General features: G+C 70.5%; 5 protein-coding genes. All 5 read left to right on the top strand.

All coding sequences use genetic code 11. The features are described 5' to 3' along the window. Window positions 1-10: 10 nt before the first annotated feature. Genes NA3_RS18275 through NA3_RS18255 form a run of 5 tightly spaced genes read left to right on the top strand, consistent with a single transcriptional unit; the run spans window position 11 to window position 19941 of the window. On the top strand, window positions 11-835 hold the full coding sequence (locus tag NA3_RS18275; RefSeq protein ID WP_084491658.1) for a class I SAM-dependent methyltransferase: 825 nt from the start codon (window positions 11-13) through the stop codon (window positions 833-835). 9 nt (window positions 836-844) lie between these two features. Continuing rightward, a complete protein-coding gene (locus tag NA3_RS18270) occupies window positions 845-2641 on the top strand; it encodes a carbamoyltransferase family protein (RefSeq protein ID WP_062964826.1) in 1797 nt (598 codons plus the stop codon). Between the two features lie 16 nt (window positions 2642-2657). Further along, the gene (locus NA3_RS18265) at window positions 2658-10343 is read left to right on the top strand and encodes an amino acid adenylation domain-containing protein (protein WP_062964825.1); all 7686 of its coding nucleotides are present in this window, start codon (window positions 2658-2660) and stop codon (window positions 10341-10343) included. A 5-nt stretch (window positions 10344-10348) separates the two neighbouring features. Further along, window positions 10349-13672, top strand: a complete 3324-nt coding sequence (locus NA3_RS18260; protein ID WP_062964824.1) for a type I polyketide synthase — start codon at window positions 10349-10351, stop codon at window positions 13670-13672. Continuing rightward, a complete protein-coding gene (locus tag NA3_RS18255) occupies window positions 13669-19941 on the top strand; it encodes a type I polyketide synthase (protein WP_062964823.1) in 6273 nt (2090 codons plus the stop codon). Before NA3_RS18260 ends, NA3_RS18255 begins: the two co-directional genes overlap by 4 nt. The last annotated feature ends 61 nt before the right edge of the window (window positions 19942-20002 follow it).

Below are 20002 nucleotides of genomic sequence, written 5' to 3'. Positions count from 1 at the left end.
CGAATCCGATATGGCTGCAGCGATGACCTACAGCATGGCCGTCGGCGATCGCGACGCGGCGCGCCTGGCCCTGCTCGATCAGCACTACAACCCCAGTTCGCGTGCCTTCCTCGAGTCCGTCGGGCTCTGTGCCGGCGCGACGGTCGCCGATATCGGCTGCGGGCACGGCGCGATGACGGCCTGGCTGGCCGAGCGGGTCGGGCCGGACGGCGTCGTCTACGCCGTCGACGCCTCCGCCGAACAGCTCGAGATCGCGCGCCGGCTGGTGGGCGATCTGCCGCAGGTGCGCTACGTGCACGCGCGCATCGAGGACGCACCGCTCGAACCCGGTTCGATCGATTGGGTGTACAGCCGCTTCCTGCTGATGCACGTGGCCGACGCGGCCGCCGCGCTCACCGCGATGGAGCGCATGCTCGCCGACGACGGTGCGCTGCTGCTGGAGATGTCCGATGTCGGGGCGCTGCGATTCGTGCCCGGCGACGATCCGGCCGCGGATCTGTGGCGGGAGTGGTGGTTCGCCCTCGGCCGGGCGCGCGGTGCCGCACACGACATCTACGACCGCACCCCGCAGCTGCTCACCGAGACCGGCTTCATCATCGCCCGACGCGACCGCTTCCAGCCGGTCTCGGCGATGCCCGAGGCGAAGATGTTGCACGCCTTGGGTTTCGAACAGTGCGTGCCGGCCTACCTGGAGCACGCCGGCGCCGATCCGGCGGCCATCGAAGCCCATCGCGCCTTCCTGCAGCGCGTCGTCCCGGATACCGACATCGCCGTCGAACTGTATGCGACCAGCCAGTATTTCGCCCGCAAACGTCCGCGGGCACGAAGATTGTGAGCTTCCGCCATGGTGAGAACACCAGCCGCGCAACCGAAGTCGATCATGGGGATCAGCGGTCTGCACAACAGTGTGCCGTTCAAGCAGGCCCGCTTCCCGGGGCTGGGGTGGCGTGACTATCGCATCACCCAGGGCTTCGATTCCGCGGCGGCACTGCTGCACGACGGCGAACTGATCAGCGCGGTCGCCGAGGAGCGGTTCACCGGAGAGAAGGCGACCGGCGCCTTTCCCGAACACGCCATCCGGTTCGGCTGTGAGCGCGCGGGAATCTCGGTCGATTCGCTCGATGTCCTCGCGCACGGCTTTTCCTACGAGCCGCTGCGCGCCGAATTCGAACACAGCGAACTCGGGCGCGCGCGGTTCCGTGAGGTCTTCGCCCGGCAGGTGCTGCTGGACAAGCTCGGCGAGACCTTCGGCGGCGACTGGGACGACCGGCTGGTGCAGGTACCGCATCATCTGGCCCATGCGGCCAGCACGTTCTATCCCAGCGGATTCGATTCGGCGCTGATCCTCGTGGCCGACGGCATGGGGGAGCAGCACAGCGCGACCGTCGCGCTCGGAACGGATGCGGGCATCGAACCGATCGCGACGGTCTCGGAGCTGAATTCCCTGGGAATTCTCTACGGCGTCTTCACCTACTATCTGGGCTTCGCATTCGGCCTCGACGAATACAAGATCATGGGGCTGGCGCCCTACGGTGACCACCGCAAACACTTCGCGGCGATGATGGATCTCATTCATCTGCGGTCCGACGGTACTTTCACCATTCCCATCCTGTACCGCAACGAAACCGATCTGGACCGCGAAACCTACCGCGGCACACTGAAAGCCGTCGAGGAGATCTTCGGACCGGCCCGGGGCCCCGAGGACGAACTGACCGACCACCACCGCGATATCGCGGCCGCCCTGCAGGCGGCGCTCGAGGCGACACTGCTGCACACGCTGCGGTACTTCCGCAAACAGACCGGTGCGAAGAATCTGTGCATGGCCGGCGGGGTCGCGCTCAACTGCACGGCGAACGGTGTGATCCTGCGCAGCCGCCAGTTCAAGCGCATGTTCATCCAATCCGCGGCCGGTGACGACGGCACCGCACTGGGCGCCGCGCTGTATGTCCACTACCAGCGCGAAGGGGCCGCCCCGATCGCTGGTATCGAGACACCGCTGAACGGCCCGGAATACGCCGACGACGAGATCGCGGCGGCATTGGCCGGCCGGACCGATTGCACCGCAACCCGATTCGACGATTTCACCGCGCTGGCCGCCGAACTGGGCCGCCGGTTGGCCGCCGGGCAGATCGGGGCGCTGTTCCAGGGGCGCCTGGAATACGGTCCGCGCGCCCTGGGTAATCGCAGCATCCTCGGTGACCCGCGCCATCCGCGCATGCGCGACATCATCAACGCGAAGGTGAAGAAACGGGAGGGCTTCCGTCCCTTCGCCCCCGCGGTCCTCGACGAGTACGCGACCACGTATTTCGACATCAAGGACACCGAGGTCGACACCTACGCCTGGATGTTGTTCATCACCTCGGTGCGGCCGGAGTTCCGCGAGGGCCTGCCGGCGGTCACCCACGTCGACGGATCCGCTCGGGTGCAAACGGTGTCGCGCGAGCGCAACGAGCGGTTCTGGACGGTGATCGACGCCTTCCGGCAGGAGACCGGTACGCCGATCCTGCTGAACACCTCGTTCAACGTGAAGGGCCAGCCGATCGTGTGCACGCCCGCCGAGGGCCTGGACACCTTCGTCACCGCCGGACTGGACGTGCTGGCCATCGGCAATTATCTGGTAGAGCCGGTTCGCGCCGGATAAGTGGGATCGAGTTACTGTGCAAGCCGACTTTCTTCCCGGCGTCCTCGCCATCGCCACCGATTTCCGGCGCGCCCCGGTGCAGCGATACCTGCGCGCCCGGGAGGAGTATCGTCCCGGCACCTCGGGTCCGGCACTGGCGGCGTTGATCGCCCTGGTCCACAGGCATTCCGAACACGCCGAGGTCACGCTCGGTGTGATCGCGCCAGAGGATGATTCACCGATCCCGCTGCGGATCGCCGTCGAACCGGATCGCACGGCGGACGCGCTGGCCGCCGAGGTCGAGGACGCGCGGTCGCGGCTCGCGGCCATGCGGGCCGGCTTCGACATCGACGACCTGATCGGGAAGCTCTGCCCCACACCGGTCTTCGATCGACATCCGCTGTTCCAGATCGCCTACTGCGAACTCACCGGTGAGCACGAGCCGGACGCGGCGGAGGACGCGCTCGAGGCCGTCGTCGGCTGCGACCTGGTGTTCGTCGACGATCGCGACGCCGGTGAACTGCGCTGCGAATACGATGCGGAGCTGTTCGAACCGCAGACGGTGCGGCGACTGCTGGCGCAATGGGCGACGCTGATCGACGCGTTCACCGCACAGCCGGATACCGCGCTCACGGCCCTGCCGATGCTGCCGGACGACGACCGGGCGGCCCTCGACGAGTGGTCGGCCGGGCCGCTGGTGGCCCGCCCGGCGACCACCTTGCACGCCCTGATCGCCGAACGAGCGGCGAGCCGGCCGGACAGTCCCGCCGTCGTGTCCGCGGCGGGCACCCTGAGTTACGGCGAACTCGACGACCGCGCCGCGCGCGTCGCCGGATACCTGAGCGTCGTGGGGGTGCGGCCTCGCGAGATCGTCGCGCTGTGCCTGCGGCGTTCGCCGCGGGTGCCGGTGCTGGCCCTGGGCGTCATGAAGGCCGGTGCGGCGTATCTGCCGCTGGATCCGGCGGATCCGGATGCGCGGCTGGCGACGATCCTCGCCGATTCCGGGGCGTCGGTGGTGCTGTGCGACGACGCCGAGATCGCCGAACGCTTATCCGTCGAGGGCGTCACGGCGATAGATCTGGACGCCGTATGGGACGACCTGGAACAGGCCGAGCCCGCGCCCGCACGCGTCGGCGCGCCGACGGATCTGGCCTACGTCATCTACACCTCCGGCTCGACCGGCCGGCCCAAGGGTGTGCTGATCGAACACGCGGCGATCTGTAACCGCTTGCTGCACGACGCGATTCGCATCGACGAGTCCGACCGGGTGCTGCAGAAGACGCCGCTGACCTTCGACGTGTCGGTGTGGGATCTGTTCTATCCGCTGGTGCACGGTGCGCAGTCGGTGCTGTGTGATGCCGAGGGACACCGGGATTCGCGCTATCTGCTGGACATCATTCGCGCGCAGGAGATCACCGTCGCCCACTTCGTGCCCTCGATGCTGCGCACGTGGCTGGCCGAGCCGGGCGTCGAGGCGTGCACCTCGCTGCGCTACGTCACCACCAGCGGTGAGGCCCTGCCCGCGGATGTGGCCGCCGAATTCCACCGGCTGCTGCCCGGCACCGCGCTCTACAACTATTACGGACCGACCGAAGCGGCCGTCGACGTCACCTGCGAACAGGTCCTTCCGGGGGCGGCGGTCACCCTCGGTCGCCCGATCGAGAATGTGCGCGCCGTCGTCCTCGACACCGCCGGACAGCCTGTGCCGGTCGGAGTTCCGGGTCAGCTGTATCTGGCCGGGGTCTGCCTCGCGCGTGGCTATGTCGATCCCGCCGACGAGGCCGGCCGCTTCGTGGCCGACCGGCGAACCGGAGATCGGCTGTACGCCACCGGTGATCGCGTGCGGCGGCTGCCGGACGGACGCCTGGACTATCTCGGCCGCGCCGACCATCAGCTCAAATTGCGTGGCCTGCGGATCGAAGCCGGCGAGGTCGAGGCGGCGTTGCGCACGGCCGACGGGGTACGCGAGGCCGTGGTCACGATCTTCGGTGATGATCCGCAGCGCAGCGAACTGGTCGGTTACGTGAGCGCGGAGGACGACGCGGTGGTCGACGCCGACGCGTTGCGCGATCATGCCCGTGCGCTGCTGCCGGTCTATATGGTTCCGGCGAAAATCATTGTGCTCGAGGAATTTCCGCGCAACTCGGCGGGGAAGATCGATCGCAGGAGTCTGCCCGCACCCGTCGTCGCGGTGCGCAGCACGACCGCCGCGTCACCGAGCGATCTCTCCGACGCGATAGCGGCGGTCTGGGCGCGGGTGCTCGAGTGTGATTCGGTGCCCGCCACCGCGAATTTCTTCGATCTGGGCGGCAATTCACTGCTCGTGGCCCGGGTGCACCTGGCGCTGGAAGAGGCGCTCGGTATCTCGATCGCGCGCACGGACCTGTTCCGCTACCCGACCGTGGCCTCGCTGGCCGCGGCCCTCGCCGGTTCGGTCGTCGCCCGAGAGTCGACCGATGACACCGGTGACCACAGCGGTCCGTTCGCGGTGATCGGCATGGCCGTGCGCGTTCCGGGCGCTGCCGACCTCGATGAGTTCTGGGATGTCATCGCGGGTGCGCGCACGACGATGACCGAACTCGACGACGAGCAGTTGCGGGCCGCGGGCGAATCGGACGAGCGCATCGCCGCGCCGAATTACGTGCGCACCGTGGCCGTCCTGGACGATATCGCCGGATTCGATGCCGACTACTTCGGTTTCACCGCCCGCGAGGCGCAGGTCACCGATCCGCAGCATCGGCTGCTGCTGGAATGCGCGGTCGAGGCGCTCGAACACGCGGGCTACGGTGGTGCGCCGCAGCGCCCGCGCACCGGGGTGTTCGTGGGCGGGCTGCCCAGCAGCTACTTCCACCGCTATTTCGCCGAGGACTTCACCCGGCTGCCCTCGACCCAGCACTATCAGATCAAGGTCGGCAACGAACCCGACTTCCTGCCCACCTCGATCGCCTACCGGCTCGACCTGCACGGGCCGGCCGTCACCGTGCAGAGTGCGTGCTCGACCTCCCTGGTCGCGGTTCATCTGGCTTGCCAATCCATCGGCCGGGACGAATGCGAGATCGCCCTGGCCGGCGGGGTCGCGGTGCGCGTGCCGGATCGGGTCGGGTATCTGCATCAGGAGGGGATGGTCGCCTCGCCGGACGGGCACTGCCGCGCCTTCGACGAGCAGGCCGGCGGCACCGTCTTCGGCAACGGGGCGGGCGTGGTCGTACTCAAACGGTTCGACGCCGCGATGCGCGACGGGGACCGGATCTTCGCCGTGGTGCGCGGCACCGCGATCAACAACGACGGCTCGGCGAAGGTCGGGTTCACCGCGCCGAGTGTCGACGGCCAGGCCGAGGTCATCCGCCGGGCGCATCGCGTCGCCGGGGTGGCGCCGGCCGATATCGGATACGTCGAGGCGCACGGTACGGCCACTCCGATGGGTGATCCGATGGAGATCGCCGCCCTCACCGAGGCGTTCGGCGGCCCGCGCGCCGAACGGTGCGAGGTCGGATCGGTGAAGGCGAATATCGGCCACCTCGATACCGCCGCCGGTGTGGCGGGGTTCGTCAAAGCCGTACTCGCGGTGGATCACGCGGTCCTGCCGGGGCTCGCGGATCTGCACCAGCCCAGTAGCCGGATTCCGTGGTCCCAGACGCCTTTTCAGGTGTCGCAGCGGTCGCGGGCGTGGCCGTCGGATCGGCCGCGGATCGCCACGGTGTCGGCCTTCGGTATCGGCGGCACCAACGCGCACGCGGTGCTGGAGGCCGCGCCGCCGCGCACCGGGAACACCGCCCCCGCGGGCTGGACCGGAGTGTTCCGATTGTCGGCGCGTTCCGACGCGGCGCTGCGTGAGCTCGCGCAGCGTTACCTCGATCGGCTGAACGCCGACGCGGCCGTCGAGGACGTCTGCTACACAACAGGTTTCGGGCGAGAGCATCATCGGAACCGGTTGGCCGCCGTGGCCGCCACGCTGCCGGAGTTGCGGGCGGCGCTGGCCGCCTACCTGCGTGGTGAACCCGCGGCGGCATTGTTCACCGAGGCGCAACAGCACGCGGACCGCCGCCTGTGCCTGGTCCTGGGCGACGCGCCCGAAAACGGTATCGACGAATTCCTCGACCTGTACGCCGACGATGCGGTGGTGCGCACGGCGCGCGCGGAGGTGGCCGCGGCGCTCGGCGGCGCCGAACCCGCCGGGGTGCAGGCCGAGCTGGCCCGGCAGTACGTCCTGGTGCAGATGTGGCGGGCCTGCGGGCTGCGCTGGGATGTGGTGATCGGTTACGGCACGGGCGAATACGTCGCCGCGGCGATATCCGGCGTCATCGATCTGGCGACCGCGATGCGGAAGGCCGCGGCGGGGGCACCGGCGCCGGTGGGTGACGATCGCCGCGACCTCTGGCAGGCGTCGCACGCACACGGCGTCGAGTCGTGTGTAGCCGCCGCGGGCTGCGATCGGATGCTGGTGCTGGGCCGGCGCGGCGACGAACGAGCCCGGCTGCGGCTCGCCGCCGATCGGCACAGCGTCCACACGGTCCTCGCGACCGACGGGCCGCACGATTTTCCGCGCACCTTCGCCATCGCGGCGGCGAAACTCTATGCGAGCGGGGAGGACATCTGCCTCACACCGTGGGGGCCGTTCGCGCACGGCCGTCGAATCCCGCTACCTACCTACGCTTTCCAGCGCAGCACCTTCTGGGTCGAGCCGAATCGTGCGCTCCGCCGTGCCGAGAGCACCGTCGAGGAGCCCGGGCTGCCGGGTCGTCCGGTGGATCTGCCGCTGTCGGACGAGATTCGCTACGAACGCGTTTTCGCCTGTGACTCGCCGTCCTATGTGACCGATCACCGGCTGTTCGGTACCGCGGTGGTCCCCGGCGCCTCTCATATCGCGATGGTGCTGGCCGCGGCCGCGCATCACATCGACGGGCCGTCCGTGCTGCGTGACACGTTGTTCCTCCATCCGTTCGCCGTATCGGACGGCGGTAGCCGCCGCGCACAGCTGGTGCTGCGGCCGAACGGCCCGGGCTGGGACGTGACCCTCGTCGCGGAGGAGGAGTCCGGTGCGGGCGCGGCCTGGCCGGCGCTGTTTCGCACCGCGCTGGAAAGCGCTCCCGCCGAATCGGATTCGACCTTCGGCGACGCGGATCGCGACGACATCCTCGCCCGCTGTCCGCAGGAGCTGTCCGGACTCGAGTTCTATCGTGATGTGTGGGTGCCGGGGCTCGACACCGGAAACTCCTTCCACTGGATCGAGACCATCCGGCGCGGCGACAACGAGGCACTGTGCCTGACCACCCGTCCCGAGGGCGTGGAGATCGGGCCGGAACCGCTGCACGCGGGGCTGGTCGAGGCCGCGTTCCAGGTGCTCAACAGCTGCTGGAAATACGACAACGATCTGCTGCGGGCGCAGGAGAACATCTACGTTCCGTTCAGTATCGACCGCTACTACTTCTCCGGTCGCCGCACCGAGGGCCCGCTGTGGATCCACGCCCGGCTGGCGGGCGGGCACGGTGCGGGTGACGACGCGTTCACCGCGCATATCCGGATGTACAGCGCCACCGGCGAATTGGTCGTCGCCGTAGACGGATTCGAATCGCGGCGCATCAGCCGGGCACAGGTGGAGCGGGCGCTCGCGCACAAGACGGCCGATATCACCCATGAACAACACTGGCAGCGCACCGGGGCCGCCGGCGACGGCATCCATCCGGTCTCGCTGCTTGTGGTCGACGACGAACCCGACCGGTTGAACCGGTTCGCGCGGGTGCTGCGCGAGCGAGCGATCCCGGCCGTGACGGTACTGATCGGTGCGGACGCGCCGCCCGGGCCGGGCATCACCCGCCGCGCGGCCACCGACGGCGAAACACTGTCGTGGCCGGTCGAATTCGCCGCGGCGGACCGTCGCGGCTACGTCGACCTACGCGGCCTGTCGAGCGCGGACGGCGACAGCGCGCGGTTCGTCGGCGAGGCCGCCCAGCGGTGTGCCGCGGCTGTGCGACCGTTCCCGGCGCTGGCATCCGACCGCGTCCGCGTATGGTGGCCCACTCGTGGCGCCCAACCCGTGACCGGCGACGCCGACGTCACCGATCCGGCCGCGACCATGCTGTGGGGGATCGCCACGGTCGTCCGTCGCGAGTACCCGGAACTGCACTGCAGCACAGTCGATCTGGACGGCGACGACGATTCGTCGCTGACGCGGCTGGCGGCCGAGATCCAGCGGTGGTCGGCGGAGATGCGGATCGCGTATCGCGGCGGGAATCGGTACGTCGCGCGGCTGCGCCGGGCACAGCCGGGGACCCAGGTGCGGATACGGCCCGATCGCAGCTACCTCGTCACGGGCGGACTGCGGGGAATCGGCCCGCGCGTGGCGCACCTGCTCGCCGAGCAGGGCGCGCGACATCTCGTACTCGTCGGCCGCACCGCACCCGACCCGGAGACCGTGCGACTGCTGGACGAGATCCGCGGCGGTGGCTGCTCGGTCACCGTGCACACCGCCGATATCGGCGCCGAATCGCTCGCCGGCGTGGTCGCCGCGGCGCCGCATCCGCTCGGCGGCATCGTGCACGCGGCCGGTGTGCTGGACGATGCGACGATCGCCGGCCTGGACGCCGACCGGTTCGCCGGGGTCCTGGCGCCCAAGGTCGGCGGCATCCACCGGCTGCGCGAAATCATCGGTACCGACACGGAATTCGTGGTGTGCTTCTCGTCGCTGACCGCGACCGTCGGTGCGGGCGGGCAAGCGAACTACGCGGCGGCCAATGCGTATCTGGACGGGTACGCGTCGCTGTTGCGGGCGCAGGGTATCCGCGCGACCAGCATCGCCTGGGGCCCGTGGGGTGAGATCGGGATGGCGGCCAGGCTCGGCGCCGAGGAGCGCGAACGTGCCCGGCTGCGCGGCTACCGCCCGCTCTCGCCGGAACAGGGGCTGCGTCTGCTGGCCGGCAATCTGGTCGCTGCCGGGCCGACCGTGGTCGCCGCGGATCTGGACTGGCCGAAGCTGGCCGCGGCGGCCGCGGGCGACCCGTGGTACGGAAGTATCGTCGCGACCCCCGCGGCCGCGGGGCCCGCCGCCTCACTGCGCGACCGGGTTCTGGCGGCCGCCCGGACCGATCGGACGGCCCTCGTGCGCGAGCTCACGGCCACCGAGGTGAAGGCGGTGCTGGGACTCGACGACGGGCATCTGGTCGACCCGGAGGAAGGATTCACCCAGCTCGGGATGGATTCCCTCGCGGTGGTCGAACTGCGCTCACGCCTGCAGGACGGTTTCGGACTCGCGCTCCCCGCGACCTTCGGATTCGACTATCCGACGATCGAGAAGGCGGCCGAATACCTCTCGGCCGCAATCGCTTCCGACGAAGCCGACGCGTCGGACGCGACCGTGGCCGCCGCGGCACACGGTGCCCGGCCGCAGCAGCCGGCGATACAGGACGGACCACCGCATTCGGCCGCGACATCGCCGGATGTACCACCGACCGGGTCGTATTCGGCCACATCGGCTTCGGCTACGCCGCTCCCGGCTGCGTCCGGTTCGCTGATTCCGGTTCCGGCTGAGCCGGATTCGCCTGCGCCGACTCCTGCGGTCGCGAGTCCGACCGGTCCGGATCCGGCCGGGCCGCAGCCGCCCGGCTCGGAACCGGCAGGTTCGCCACCGGCCCCGTCGGCCCGGCACGCCGCATCCCCGTCGGAGGATCCGATCGCCGCCGAGCTGGCTCTGCTGGAGGCGGCATTACACAGCGACGCACAGTGGTGAGGGATATGTCCGCAGCTGGTTCCGAATCCGCCTCCACCGCCGGCGAGACACCCGACCGCGAGCAGCGCATCGCCGCGGCCCTGCGCGCGGCGCGGGAGCGGCTGGCCGCACCCCGCCCGGCGGAACCGATCGCGATCGTCGGCATCGGATGCCGGTTCCCCGGCGGCATCACCGGACCGGACACTCTGTGGGACGTCGTCGCCGGGGGTGTCGACGCCACCGGTGAACAGCCCGGCGATCGATGGGACGTGCAGCGGTTCTACGATCCGGACCCGGACAAGCCCGGCACCATCTACACCACCCGCGGCGGATTTCTCGACGCGGTGGACATGTTCGACGCCGACTTCTTCGGCATCTCGCCGCGGGAAGCGCATGCGATGGACCCGCAGCAGCGGCTCCTGCTGGAGATCGCGTGGGAGGCGGTGGAGAACGCGGGGATCGCGCCACAGCGGCTGCGGGGATCCGATACCGGCCTGTTCGTCGGATTCAGCTGGCGCGACTACGACCGGATCGCCGTCGCCGACCGGCCCGAAGCCATGAACGCCTATGCGGGACTGGGCAATACGCCGAGTATCGCGGTGGGCCGCGTGGCGTACACGCTGGATCTGCACGGGCCGGTGTCACTGGTGGATACCGCGTGCTCGTCGTCGCTGGTGGCGGTGCATCAGGCGGTGCAGAGCCTGCGCAACGGCGACTGCTCGACGGCGCTGGCCGGTGGTGTGAATCTGATCCTCTCGCCGTTGTCGACGATGTTCTGCTGCCGCATCCGCGCGTTGTCGCCGGACGGCCGCTGCAAGACCTTCGATGCCTCCGCCGACGGATACGGTCGTGCCGAGGGAGCCGCTCTGGTGGTGCTCAAGCGGCTGTCGCAGGCACAGCGCGACGGTGACCGGACCTACGCGGTGATCCGCGGCTCGGCGGTCAACCACGACGGCCGGACCGGCGGGCTCACCGTGCCGAACGCCCGCGCCCAGGAGGCGGTGGTGCGGGCCGCGCTGCGGGCGGCGAATATCGAACCGGCGCAGGTGAACTACATCGAGGCGCACGGCACCGGCACCGCACTGGGCGACCCGATCGAAATCGGTGCGCTGAACTCCGTCTTCGGCGCCGCACGGGCGCCGCTGTGGGTCGGGTCGATCAAATCGAATGTCGGGCACGCCGAGACGGCCGCGGGAATCGCCGGTCTGATCAAGGCGGCCCTGGCCGTGCAACGCGGTGCGATCCCGCCGACGCTGCATGTGCGGGAACCGAATCCACGCATCGATTGGGCGTCCGGTTCGGCGCGCGTGGTCACCGAGACCACACCGTGGCCGGCCGGATCACGCATCGCGGGTGTCAGTTCGTTCGGATTCAGCGGAACCAATGCGCACGTGGTGGTCGAACAGCCGCCGGTGGCCGTGGAATCCGCCACCGCCGTGCCCTCGGGTCTGCTGACACTGTCCGCCCGGAGCGACGAGGCGCTGCGGGCGCAGGCGCGGCGATTCGCGCTCGCGCTGCGGACCGTGGAACCGTCGCGGCTCGAATCCGTCTGCGCGACGGCCAATCTCGGGCGGAACTCGTTCGAACATCGACTCGCGGTGGTGGCCGGGAGTACGACCGCGATGGCCGCCGCCCTGGACGCGCATACCGCCGGGCAGCGGCAGCCGGCGGTCGTGACCGGCCATGTGCCGCGTGGTCGTGCCGTGCGTGCCGCCCTGTTGATCGGGCACCGCGGCCCCGGCGTGGAACCGCTCGATCGTGAGAGCTACACCGGCTCCGGCGTCTTCCGCGCCGCCGTCGACGAATGCCTGGACGCGACCTCCTCGCGGGAGAGTTTCCGGACCGCTCTGTTCGCCGGGCTGGCACCGCATCAGGCGCAGCGCGTCCCCGGCCTGGCGGATGCGCTGGCCTTCGTGCACCGCTACGCCACCACTCGCCAGCTGCTGGCGTTCGGACTGCGCCCGGCTGCCGTCCTGGGCGTCGGCGTGGGCGAGTACGTGACCGCCGCGATCACCGGGATTCTGGAACCCGCTGTGGCACTGCGTGCTTCGGTCTCGACCGCGGCGCTGCTCGGTGAACGCGCGGTGGCGCGCACCGGCGACCGGGCGCTGCTCGACGCGGTACTGCGCGAAACGGGTGCGCGCCTGTGCGGCCACTTCGGCGACCGCTATCTGCTGGAGGCGGGCCCCGGCGGTCGCGAGCCGCTCCTGCACCGCCTGCGCACCGCCGGGATCGCCGCTACGACGCACGCCGAACTGCGCGATCACGTGGGAACGGCCCTCGCCGACCCGGGACAGCCGGGCGACCCCGAATTCACCGTCGTCTCCGCGCACACCGGGGCGCGCCTCGGCCGCGAAGCAGCCGATCCCGCCTACTGGTCGAGCCGCCCGCTGTGGCCCGCGCAGCTGGACCGGGCCTTCGGCACGCTGCTCGAGCTCGACTGCACCGTATTCACCGAGGTCGCGGGGGCGACGCTGACCGAGCTGGGAAGCAACCGCCGCACCGCCTCGGAGAGCCGCTGGTTCACCACCGGCACCACCCGCGGCGAGCTGATCCGGTGCACGGCCGGGCTGTTCGCCGCCGGAGCCGTCGACGACCTGCGTGACCTGCACGGCACCCACTATCCCCGGATCACCCTGCCCACCTATCCCTTCCAGCGCCGCCGCTACTGGGTGGAAGCGTCCGGCGCCACGCACGCCCCCGACGCTGCCCGCACGGCCACCCTCGACGGGGCCGAGCCGGGCGACGGTCGGGGAACGGTCCCCGATTGCACCGTCCCCGGGCCACCCGTTCGCACCGGAGTCGATGCGACCCCATCGACCGCGCCCGTCGCAGGGGCCGTCGAATCCGCGCGGCCCGCGCTGTCCGAAGCCGACCTGTTCCTGCTGCGCCGGCGCGTGCACTCGGTGGTGACCGGGAGTATCCGGCAGGTCTTCCAGATGCCGGATTCCGACCCCGTCGATCTGGATACGCCGCTGCAGGAGCTCGGCTTCGACTCGCTCATGGCGATCGAATTGCGAACCGTACTGGGCCGCGCCCTCGCGCTGCCGATAGAAGCGGCGTTCGCCTTCGAATTCCCCACGGCCACAGCGCAGATCGCCGAACTCACGGCTCGATTGGCCGACGCGCCGACGCGTGCGCCCGCACCGGCCGCGGAACCGGCGATGCCGGAATCGGCGACTCCGGCGGCATCGACCGAGCTGGAGCACCACAACGCGGCCGGGCCCCACCCCGTGTCGTTCGATATCCGCGTCAGCACGACCCGCAGTCCGCTGGACGGGTTGAGCGAATCCGATCTCATCGCGCTGGCTCGCGCGGAAGTGGCCGCCCTGGAAGAGGTGCTGCGTTGACCCCCACCGCGACGAATCCGAGTGCGCTGCCCGAGGGCGGCGACAGCAGCGAGGCCTTACGCGGCGCCATCGCCGCCCTGCGCACCGCCCGTGGGGCCCTGGCGCAGCGCAGCGAGCCGGTCGCCGTGATCGGTGCGGGCTGCCGCCTGCCCGGCGGGGTCGATTCGCTGGAGGGATTCGCCGAATTCCTGCGCGCGGGTGGCGACGGCGTGGTCGATATTCCACCCGACCGCTGGGATGTCGAGCACTACTACGACGCCGACGCCGACGCACCCGGCCGATCCTTCATCGCGAAGATGGGCGCCCTCACCGATATCGGCGATTTCGACGCCGCTTTCTTCGGCATCTCGCCGCGCGAGGCCGAGGCCATGGACCCGCAGCAGCGGCTGCTGCTCGAGGTCGCGTGGGAGGCGCTCGAACACGCCGCGATTCCACCGGAGACCCTGCGTGAGAGCCGGACCGGCGTATTCGTCGGCATGTGCCCCAACGATTACGGCGCCGCGGCCACCGACCCGGCGGCGATCGACATCTATTCGGCCACCGGTCTGGCGCCGTCGGTGGCGGCCGGGCGGATCGCCTATCACCTCGGACTGCAGGGCCCCGCCCTGGTCGTCGACACCGCATGTTCGTCCGCGCTGGTCGCGCTGCATCTGGCGGTGCAGAGCCTGCGGGCGGGGGAGTGCGATCTGGCCCTGGTGGCCGGAGTCAATCTGATCGTCTCCCCGCAGTCGATGATCTCGATGTCGAAACTACGGGCGCCCTCGCCGAGCAATCGCTGCGCACCCTTCTCCGCGGCCGCCGACGGACTGGTACGCGGCGAGGGGTGCGGCGTCGTCGTGCTGAAGCGGGAGTCCGCCGCCCACGCCGCCGGTGATCGAGTGCTGGCCTCGATCGTGGCCACGGCCGTCGATCAGGACGGCCGCAGCAACGGCCTCACCGCGCCCAACGGCCGCGCACAGGAACAGGTGCTGCGCGATGCGCTGCGCGAGGCCAAGCTGGAGGCCGGCCGCATCGACTACATCGAGGCGCACGGCACCGGCACACCGTTGGGCGACCCCATCGAATTGCGCGCGCTGTCCGCGGTTTTCGGCGCCGGCCGTGACCGTCCGCTGCTCGTCGGATCGGCCAAGGGCAATCTGGGTCATCTGGAACCGGCCGCCGGCATCGCCGGACTGCTCAAGGCCATCACGGTCGTCCGCGACCGGATCGTTCCTCCCACACTGCATTTCGATGCGCCGAATCCGCTCATCGACTGGGACGCCACGCCGATCGTGATCCCGGCCGAGGCGCAGGAGATCTCCGGCGCCGAGCCGGTGTACGCGGGGGTGAGTGCGTTCGGATTCAGCGGGACCAACGCGCATACGATCATCACCGCGGCCCCGGGTCTCGAACCGGCGGCCGAGGATGCCGCCGAACCGGCTCGGGAACTGCTGGTCCTACCGCTGTCGGCGGCAACCGGACAAGCCCTGCGGGATACGGCACTTCGCCGGCGTGACCGGCTGGCGGCCGGCGCGCCGGCGCGCGACCTGTGCTTCACCGCGTCCCGCCGCGCCGCACTCGACCATCGTGCCGTGGTGATCGGGGAAACCGCCGCCGCACTGCAGCGCGGACTCACCGCCGTCGCCGAGGATCGCGATCGCGCGGGCGTGATTCGCGGCCGCCGCGGCGAACCCGGCGCCCTGGTCTTCGTTTTCGCCGGATTCGGTGGGCATTGGGCCGGGATGGGCGCCCAGCTCATGGCCGACTACCCGGTATTCGCCGAGGCGGTGCGGCACTGTGCGGCGGCGTTCGAACCCCATCTGGGCACCGATATCGCCGAACTGCTGGCCACGGGCGAATCCGACGGCGGCCGCATCGATCTGGCGCAACCCATGTCCTTCGCCGTGCAGATCGGGTTGGCGGAATTGCTGGCGGCGACCGGGTTGCGGCCCGATGCCGTCATCGGTCACAGCGTCGGTGAGATCGCGGCCGCCCGGGTCGCGGGGGCACTGAGCCTCGCGGACGCGGCCGCGGTCATCGTCCACCGCAATCGAGTGCTGCGCGCGATCGAAGGGGCCGGCGGCATGCTGTCGGTGCCGATGAGCGCCCGCGAGCTCGACGGATGGCTGGAGCAGATCGAAGGCGAATTCGACCTCGCCGCGGTGAACGGGCCCGCGCAGGTCGTCGTCTCCGGGACGGTCGCCGATCTGGACCGTCTCGAAAAGGCACTCGCCGCAGCGGGTTACGACCCGCGCCGAGTGAAGATCGAGTCGGCCGCGCACAGCCGCCAACTGGATCCGCACCTGGACGCCTTCGTCGAACGGATCGCCGGCATCACCGCGATCCCGGGTGGCCGGGCCGCCTTCCTGTCCACCGTCGAATCCGACTACGTCCCCACCGCTGCGCTGACCGCCGACTATTGGAGGCGCAATCTGCGCAGCACGGTCCGCCTCGACGAGACCATCGAACGGGTGCTCGCGGAGGGTCCGGCGACCTTCGTCGAGATCGGCCCCCATCCGGTTCTGGTGGACGGCATCCGCGCCCGCATCGACGCCTCGAACGACCGGGGCGCGGTGGCCGGTTCCCTGAAACGCAACGGTTACGCGCGCCGCGACATCCTGGAATTGATCGCCCGGTTGTACGTGCACGGCGTCCCCGTGGACTGGGCGGCCGCCGGGGTGCGCGGCCGGATCGCCGACCTGCCGTCGTATCCGTGGCAGCACAAGCGGTTCTGGGCTCGCTCCGATTGGGATGTGGCCGCCGAACAGCACGGTGGGCAGGCCGTGGTCGAATCGTCGGTCAGCGGGGAACGTCTGCTTCAGCGGGTGGTCGATCTCGCCCGCTCGCCCTGGCTGCTCGACCACGCGGTGGGGGATACTCCGGTCGCCGCCGGCGCCTGGCTGGTCAACCTCGCCGCCGCGGCGCGACTGCAGCACGGTTTCGGACCCGGCTGCCATTTCGCCGATATCCGGTTCGAGCGGGTACTCACCCTGCCCGAGTCCGGCCGTCGAGTGCAGGTAGTGCTGCGCGACAACGAATTTCGGATCAGCGCCCATGCGGCCGAGCCGGGTGGCGCGGCCACGGTGTGGACCGAGCACGCGCGTGGACGGATCGTTGCGGGGGAGAACCTCCCCGAGGCGCCCGGACTGGCCGCGGCGCGGCGGCACTGCCGCACCGCGGCCGACCCGCAGGAGCTCTACGCGGCCTATACCCGCACCGGCACCCGCTACGGTCCCGCCTTCCGCACGGTGACGGAACTGTCGGTCGGCGACGGCGAGGCGCTCGGACGGGTGAGCGCGGTGGCAGCTGCGCGCGATCCGGAGCAGGGGGTGACGGCGGCCGCGGTCCTCGACGGATGTTTCCAGGTGGTCGGCGCCCTGGCCGGGGACGAATTGTTCCTGCCGTCCGCGATCGGCGCCCTGCACGTCGCCGATCGGATTCCGCCGCAGGTCTACGCCCATGTGCGCCGCTACGCCCGCGACGGTCGCCTGCAGACCGCCGACCTCGACATCTACGCCGACGACGGTTCGCTCGTCGCCACGGTGCGCGAGCTGACCGCGACCCGCGTCGACGCGGCGGATACGGCCGATGCCGCCGTTCTCGCGGTCGACTGGCAGCAGCGCCCGCGCGCGACCGGGCGGGTTTCGGGACGCTGGGTGGTCGTCGGCGGCGACGCGGACGACGACGCACCGCTGGGCCCCGGAACGCTGATCCGGGAGCTCGTCGCGGCGGGCGCCGAGGCCGCCACGGCCGCGGTGGCACCGAGTGGCGACGAGAGCGCCCCGGCCTTCGGCGAACCCGTGGACCACATCCTCTACCTCGCCGGAACCGAGGACGGCGCAACGGCATTCGCCGATCTCGCCGCACTGCTCGGCCTCGCGCGCACGCTCGTGCGGATAACCTCCGCGCCCCGGCTGTGGGTGGTTACGCGCGGCGGACAGGCGGTGGCGCAGGAGTGCGTGGACCCGTGGCAGGCGGCCCTGTGGGGTTTCGGCACCGCCCTGGCCGCCGAACACCCCGAACTGCGCACCACGCTCGTCGACCTGGCCGCCGATGCGGGCGTGGACGGCGACGACGCGGCCGACCTGGTCGCCGAACTCGCCGACGGCGGCGAGCGGCATATCGCGTTGCGCTCCGGCCATCGCTGGGTCGCGCGCCTCGATCGTGTCCGGCTGAACCCGGATCCACCCCTCGTCGTCGCCGGAACTCGCGGCTTCGGGGTGGATATCGACGAGCCCGGCCGCCTGCAGACGTTGACACTGCGCGGCCGCGGCCGGCCGCACCCGGGCCCCCGCGAGGTGGTCATCGCCGTCGCCGCCGCCGGTCTCAACTTCGCCGACGTCATGTGGGCCATGGGGTTCTTCGCGGATGTCGACGACGTGCCGCTGGGATCGGAATGTGCGGGCACCGTCGTCGCCGTGGGCGCCGAGGTCGATACGGTGCGCGTCGGCGACCGGGTGGTGGCGGTGGCGCTGAACTGCCTGGCCACCCATGCCGTCGCCGACGCGGCGCTGGTCCATCGGCTGCCGGAGACGTTCGCGCTCACCGACGCCGCGGCGCTGCCGACCGCCTACACCACGGCCTGCTACGCGCTCGAACAGCTGGCCCGGGTGCGTCCTGGCATGCGCATCCTGATCCATTCGGGTACCGGTGGCACGGGTTCGGCGGCCATCGCGGTGGCACAGCGGCACGGACTGGAGATCATCGCCACCGCGGGCACCGAGGACAAGCGCCGCCTCCTGCGAGAGCAGGGCATCGAGCACGTCTTCGATTCGCGCACCACGGAATTCGAGCAGCAGGTGCTCGACGTGACCGGCGGTGAGGGGGTCGATATCGTGCTCAACTCCCTCACCGGCGCGGCCGCCGAGGCGAGTCTGCGCACGGTCGCCGCCGACGGGATCTTCCTCGAACTCGGCAAACGCGATATCCACGGCTCGGGCCGGCTCCCTCTGGAACATTTCAAACGCCGCATCACCTACACCGCCGTCGATATGGCCGGTCTGCACCGCGAACGCCCGGCGGTCTTCGCCGAACTGCTGCACCACACGCTCGGCCGCGTCGTTTCCGGCGAACTGAAACCGCTTCCGGTGCAGACCTTTCCGATCGCCGCGGCGGCCGAGGCGTTCCGGCTGATGAGCACCGGTGCGCACACCGGCAAACTGGTGCTGGTGACCGACGACGCGGCCACCACCGACATCGTGCGCGGGGCCGCGCAGGGGCTGGCCGAACCCGGCTGCGTCCTGATCACCGGCGGCCTCGGCGGGCTCGGTCTCGAACTCGCCCGCACCCTCGTCGAACGGGGCGGCGCGCAGGTGGCCCTGCTCGCCCGTCGCGAGCCGGATGCCGAGGAACGCGCGATCATCGACGAACTCAACGCCGCCGGAGAGCGGGTGGTGGTGGAGCGCGCCGACGTCGCCGATGCGGCCGAGGTCGGCGCCGCTGTGGGGCGGTTGCGCTCCCGGGTCGGCCCGGTGCGCGGGGTGTTCCATCTCGCGGCCGTCCTGCGCGATGCCGTCCTGACCAATCAGAGCTGGGATCGGTTCGATCCGGTGTTGCGTCCGAAGGCATTGGGTGCCTGGAACATTCACCGCGCCGTGGCGGGTGATCCCGTCGAGTACTTCGTGATGTACTCCTCCACCGCGACCCTGCTGCCCTCGGGCGGTCAGTTGAACTACGCCGCCGCCAACGCGTTTCTCGACGGTCTGGCGCACTACCGGCGCGCGCAGGGCTTGGCGGCGACCACGGTGGCCTGGGGTCCCTTCCGCGACACCGGACTCGCCGCGCGCAGCGCCGCGACGGAGGAATATCTGGCCGGTCGCGGAATCCGCTCGCTGGCACCCGCGACGGCATACACACTGCTGGAGTCGCTGCTCGACGACGGTCGCCCCCGCGCCGCCATCATCGGTCTCGATGCCGACGCCTGGCTCGGCGCCCATCCCTTCGCGCGTGCCGTGCCGATGTACGAACCGTTGCGCGCCATGGGTTCCGGCGCCACCTCGGCCCTGGCGGACGAGCTGCGCCGCCTTCCGGCCGAGGAACGTGAGGCCGCGCTGTGGGAGCTGCTGCTGAGCAGAACGGCGGCGGTCCTGCGCATCGACACCGACGAGATCGATGTCGCCACACCGTTTCTGGAACTCGGCATGAGTTCGCTGGCCTTGCTCGAATTCAAGAACGGGTTGTCGGCCGCCCTGGGCATCGACCTGCCCGGCGCGGTGCACTGGGAACATCCGACGGTGCGGGCGATGCACCGCTACCTGTCCGGCCGCCTACGCGAGGAGGAGGACCGGTGAGACACACTCGCGCAGCCTCTCGCCGGTCCGACCGGGTGCGGGTGTCCCGCAAGAAACAGGA

The organism is Nocardia africana NBRC 100379, from assembly GCF_001612635.1.
Taxonomy (GTDB): domain Bacteria; phylum Actinomycetota; class Actinomycetes; order Mycobacteriales; family Mycobacteriaceae; genus Nocardia; species Nocardia africana.
Note: the sequence above shows the minus strand (reverse complement) of the source record. Positions and strands in the feature narration are given on the sequence as shown.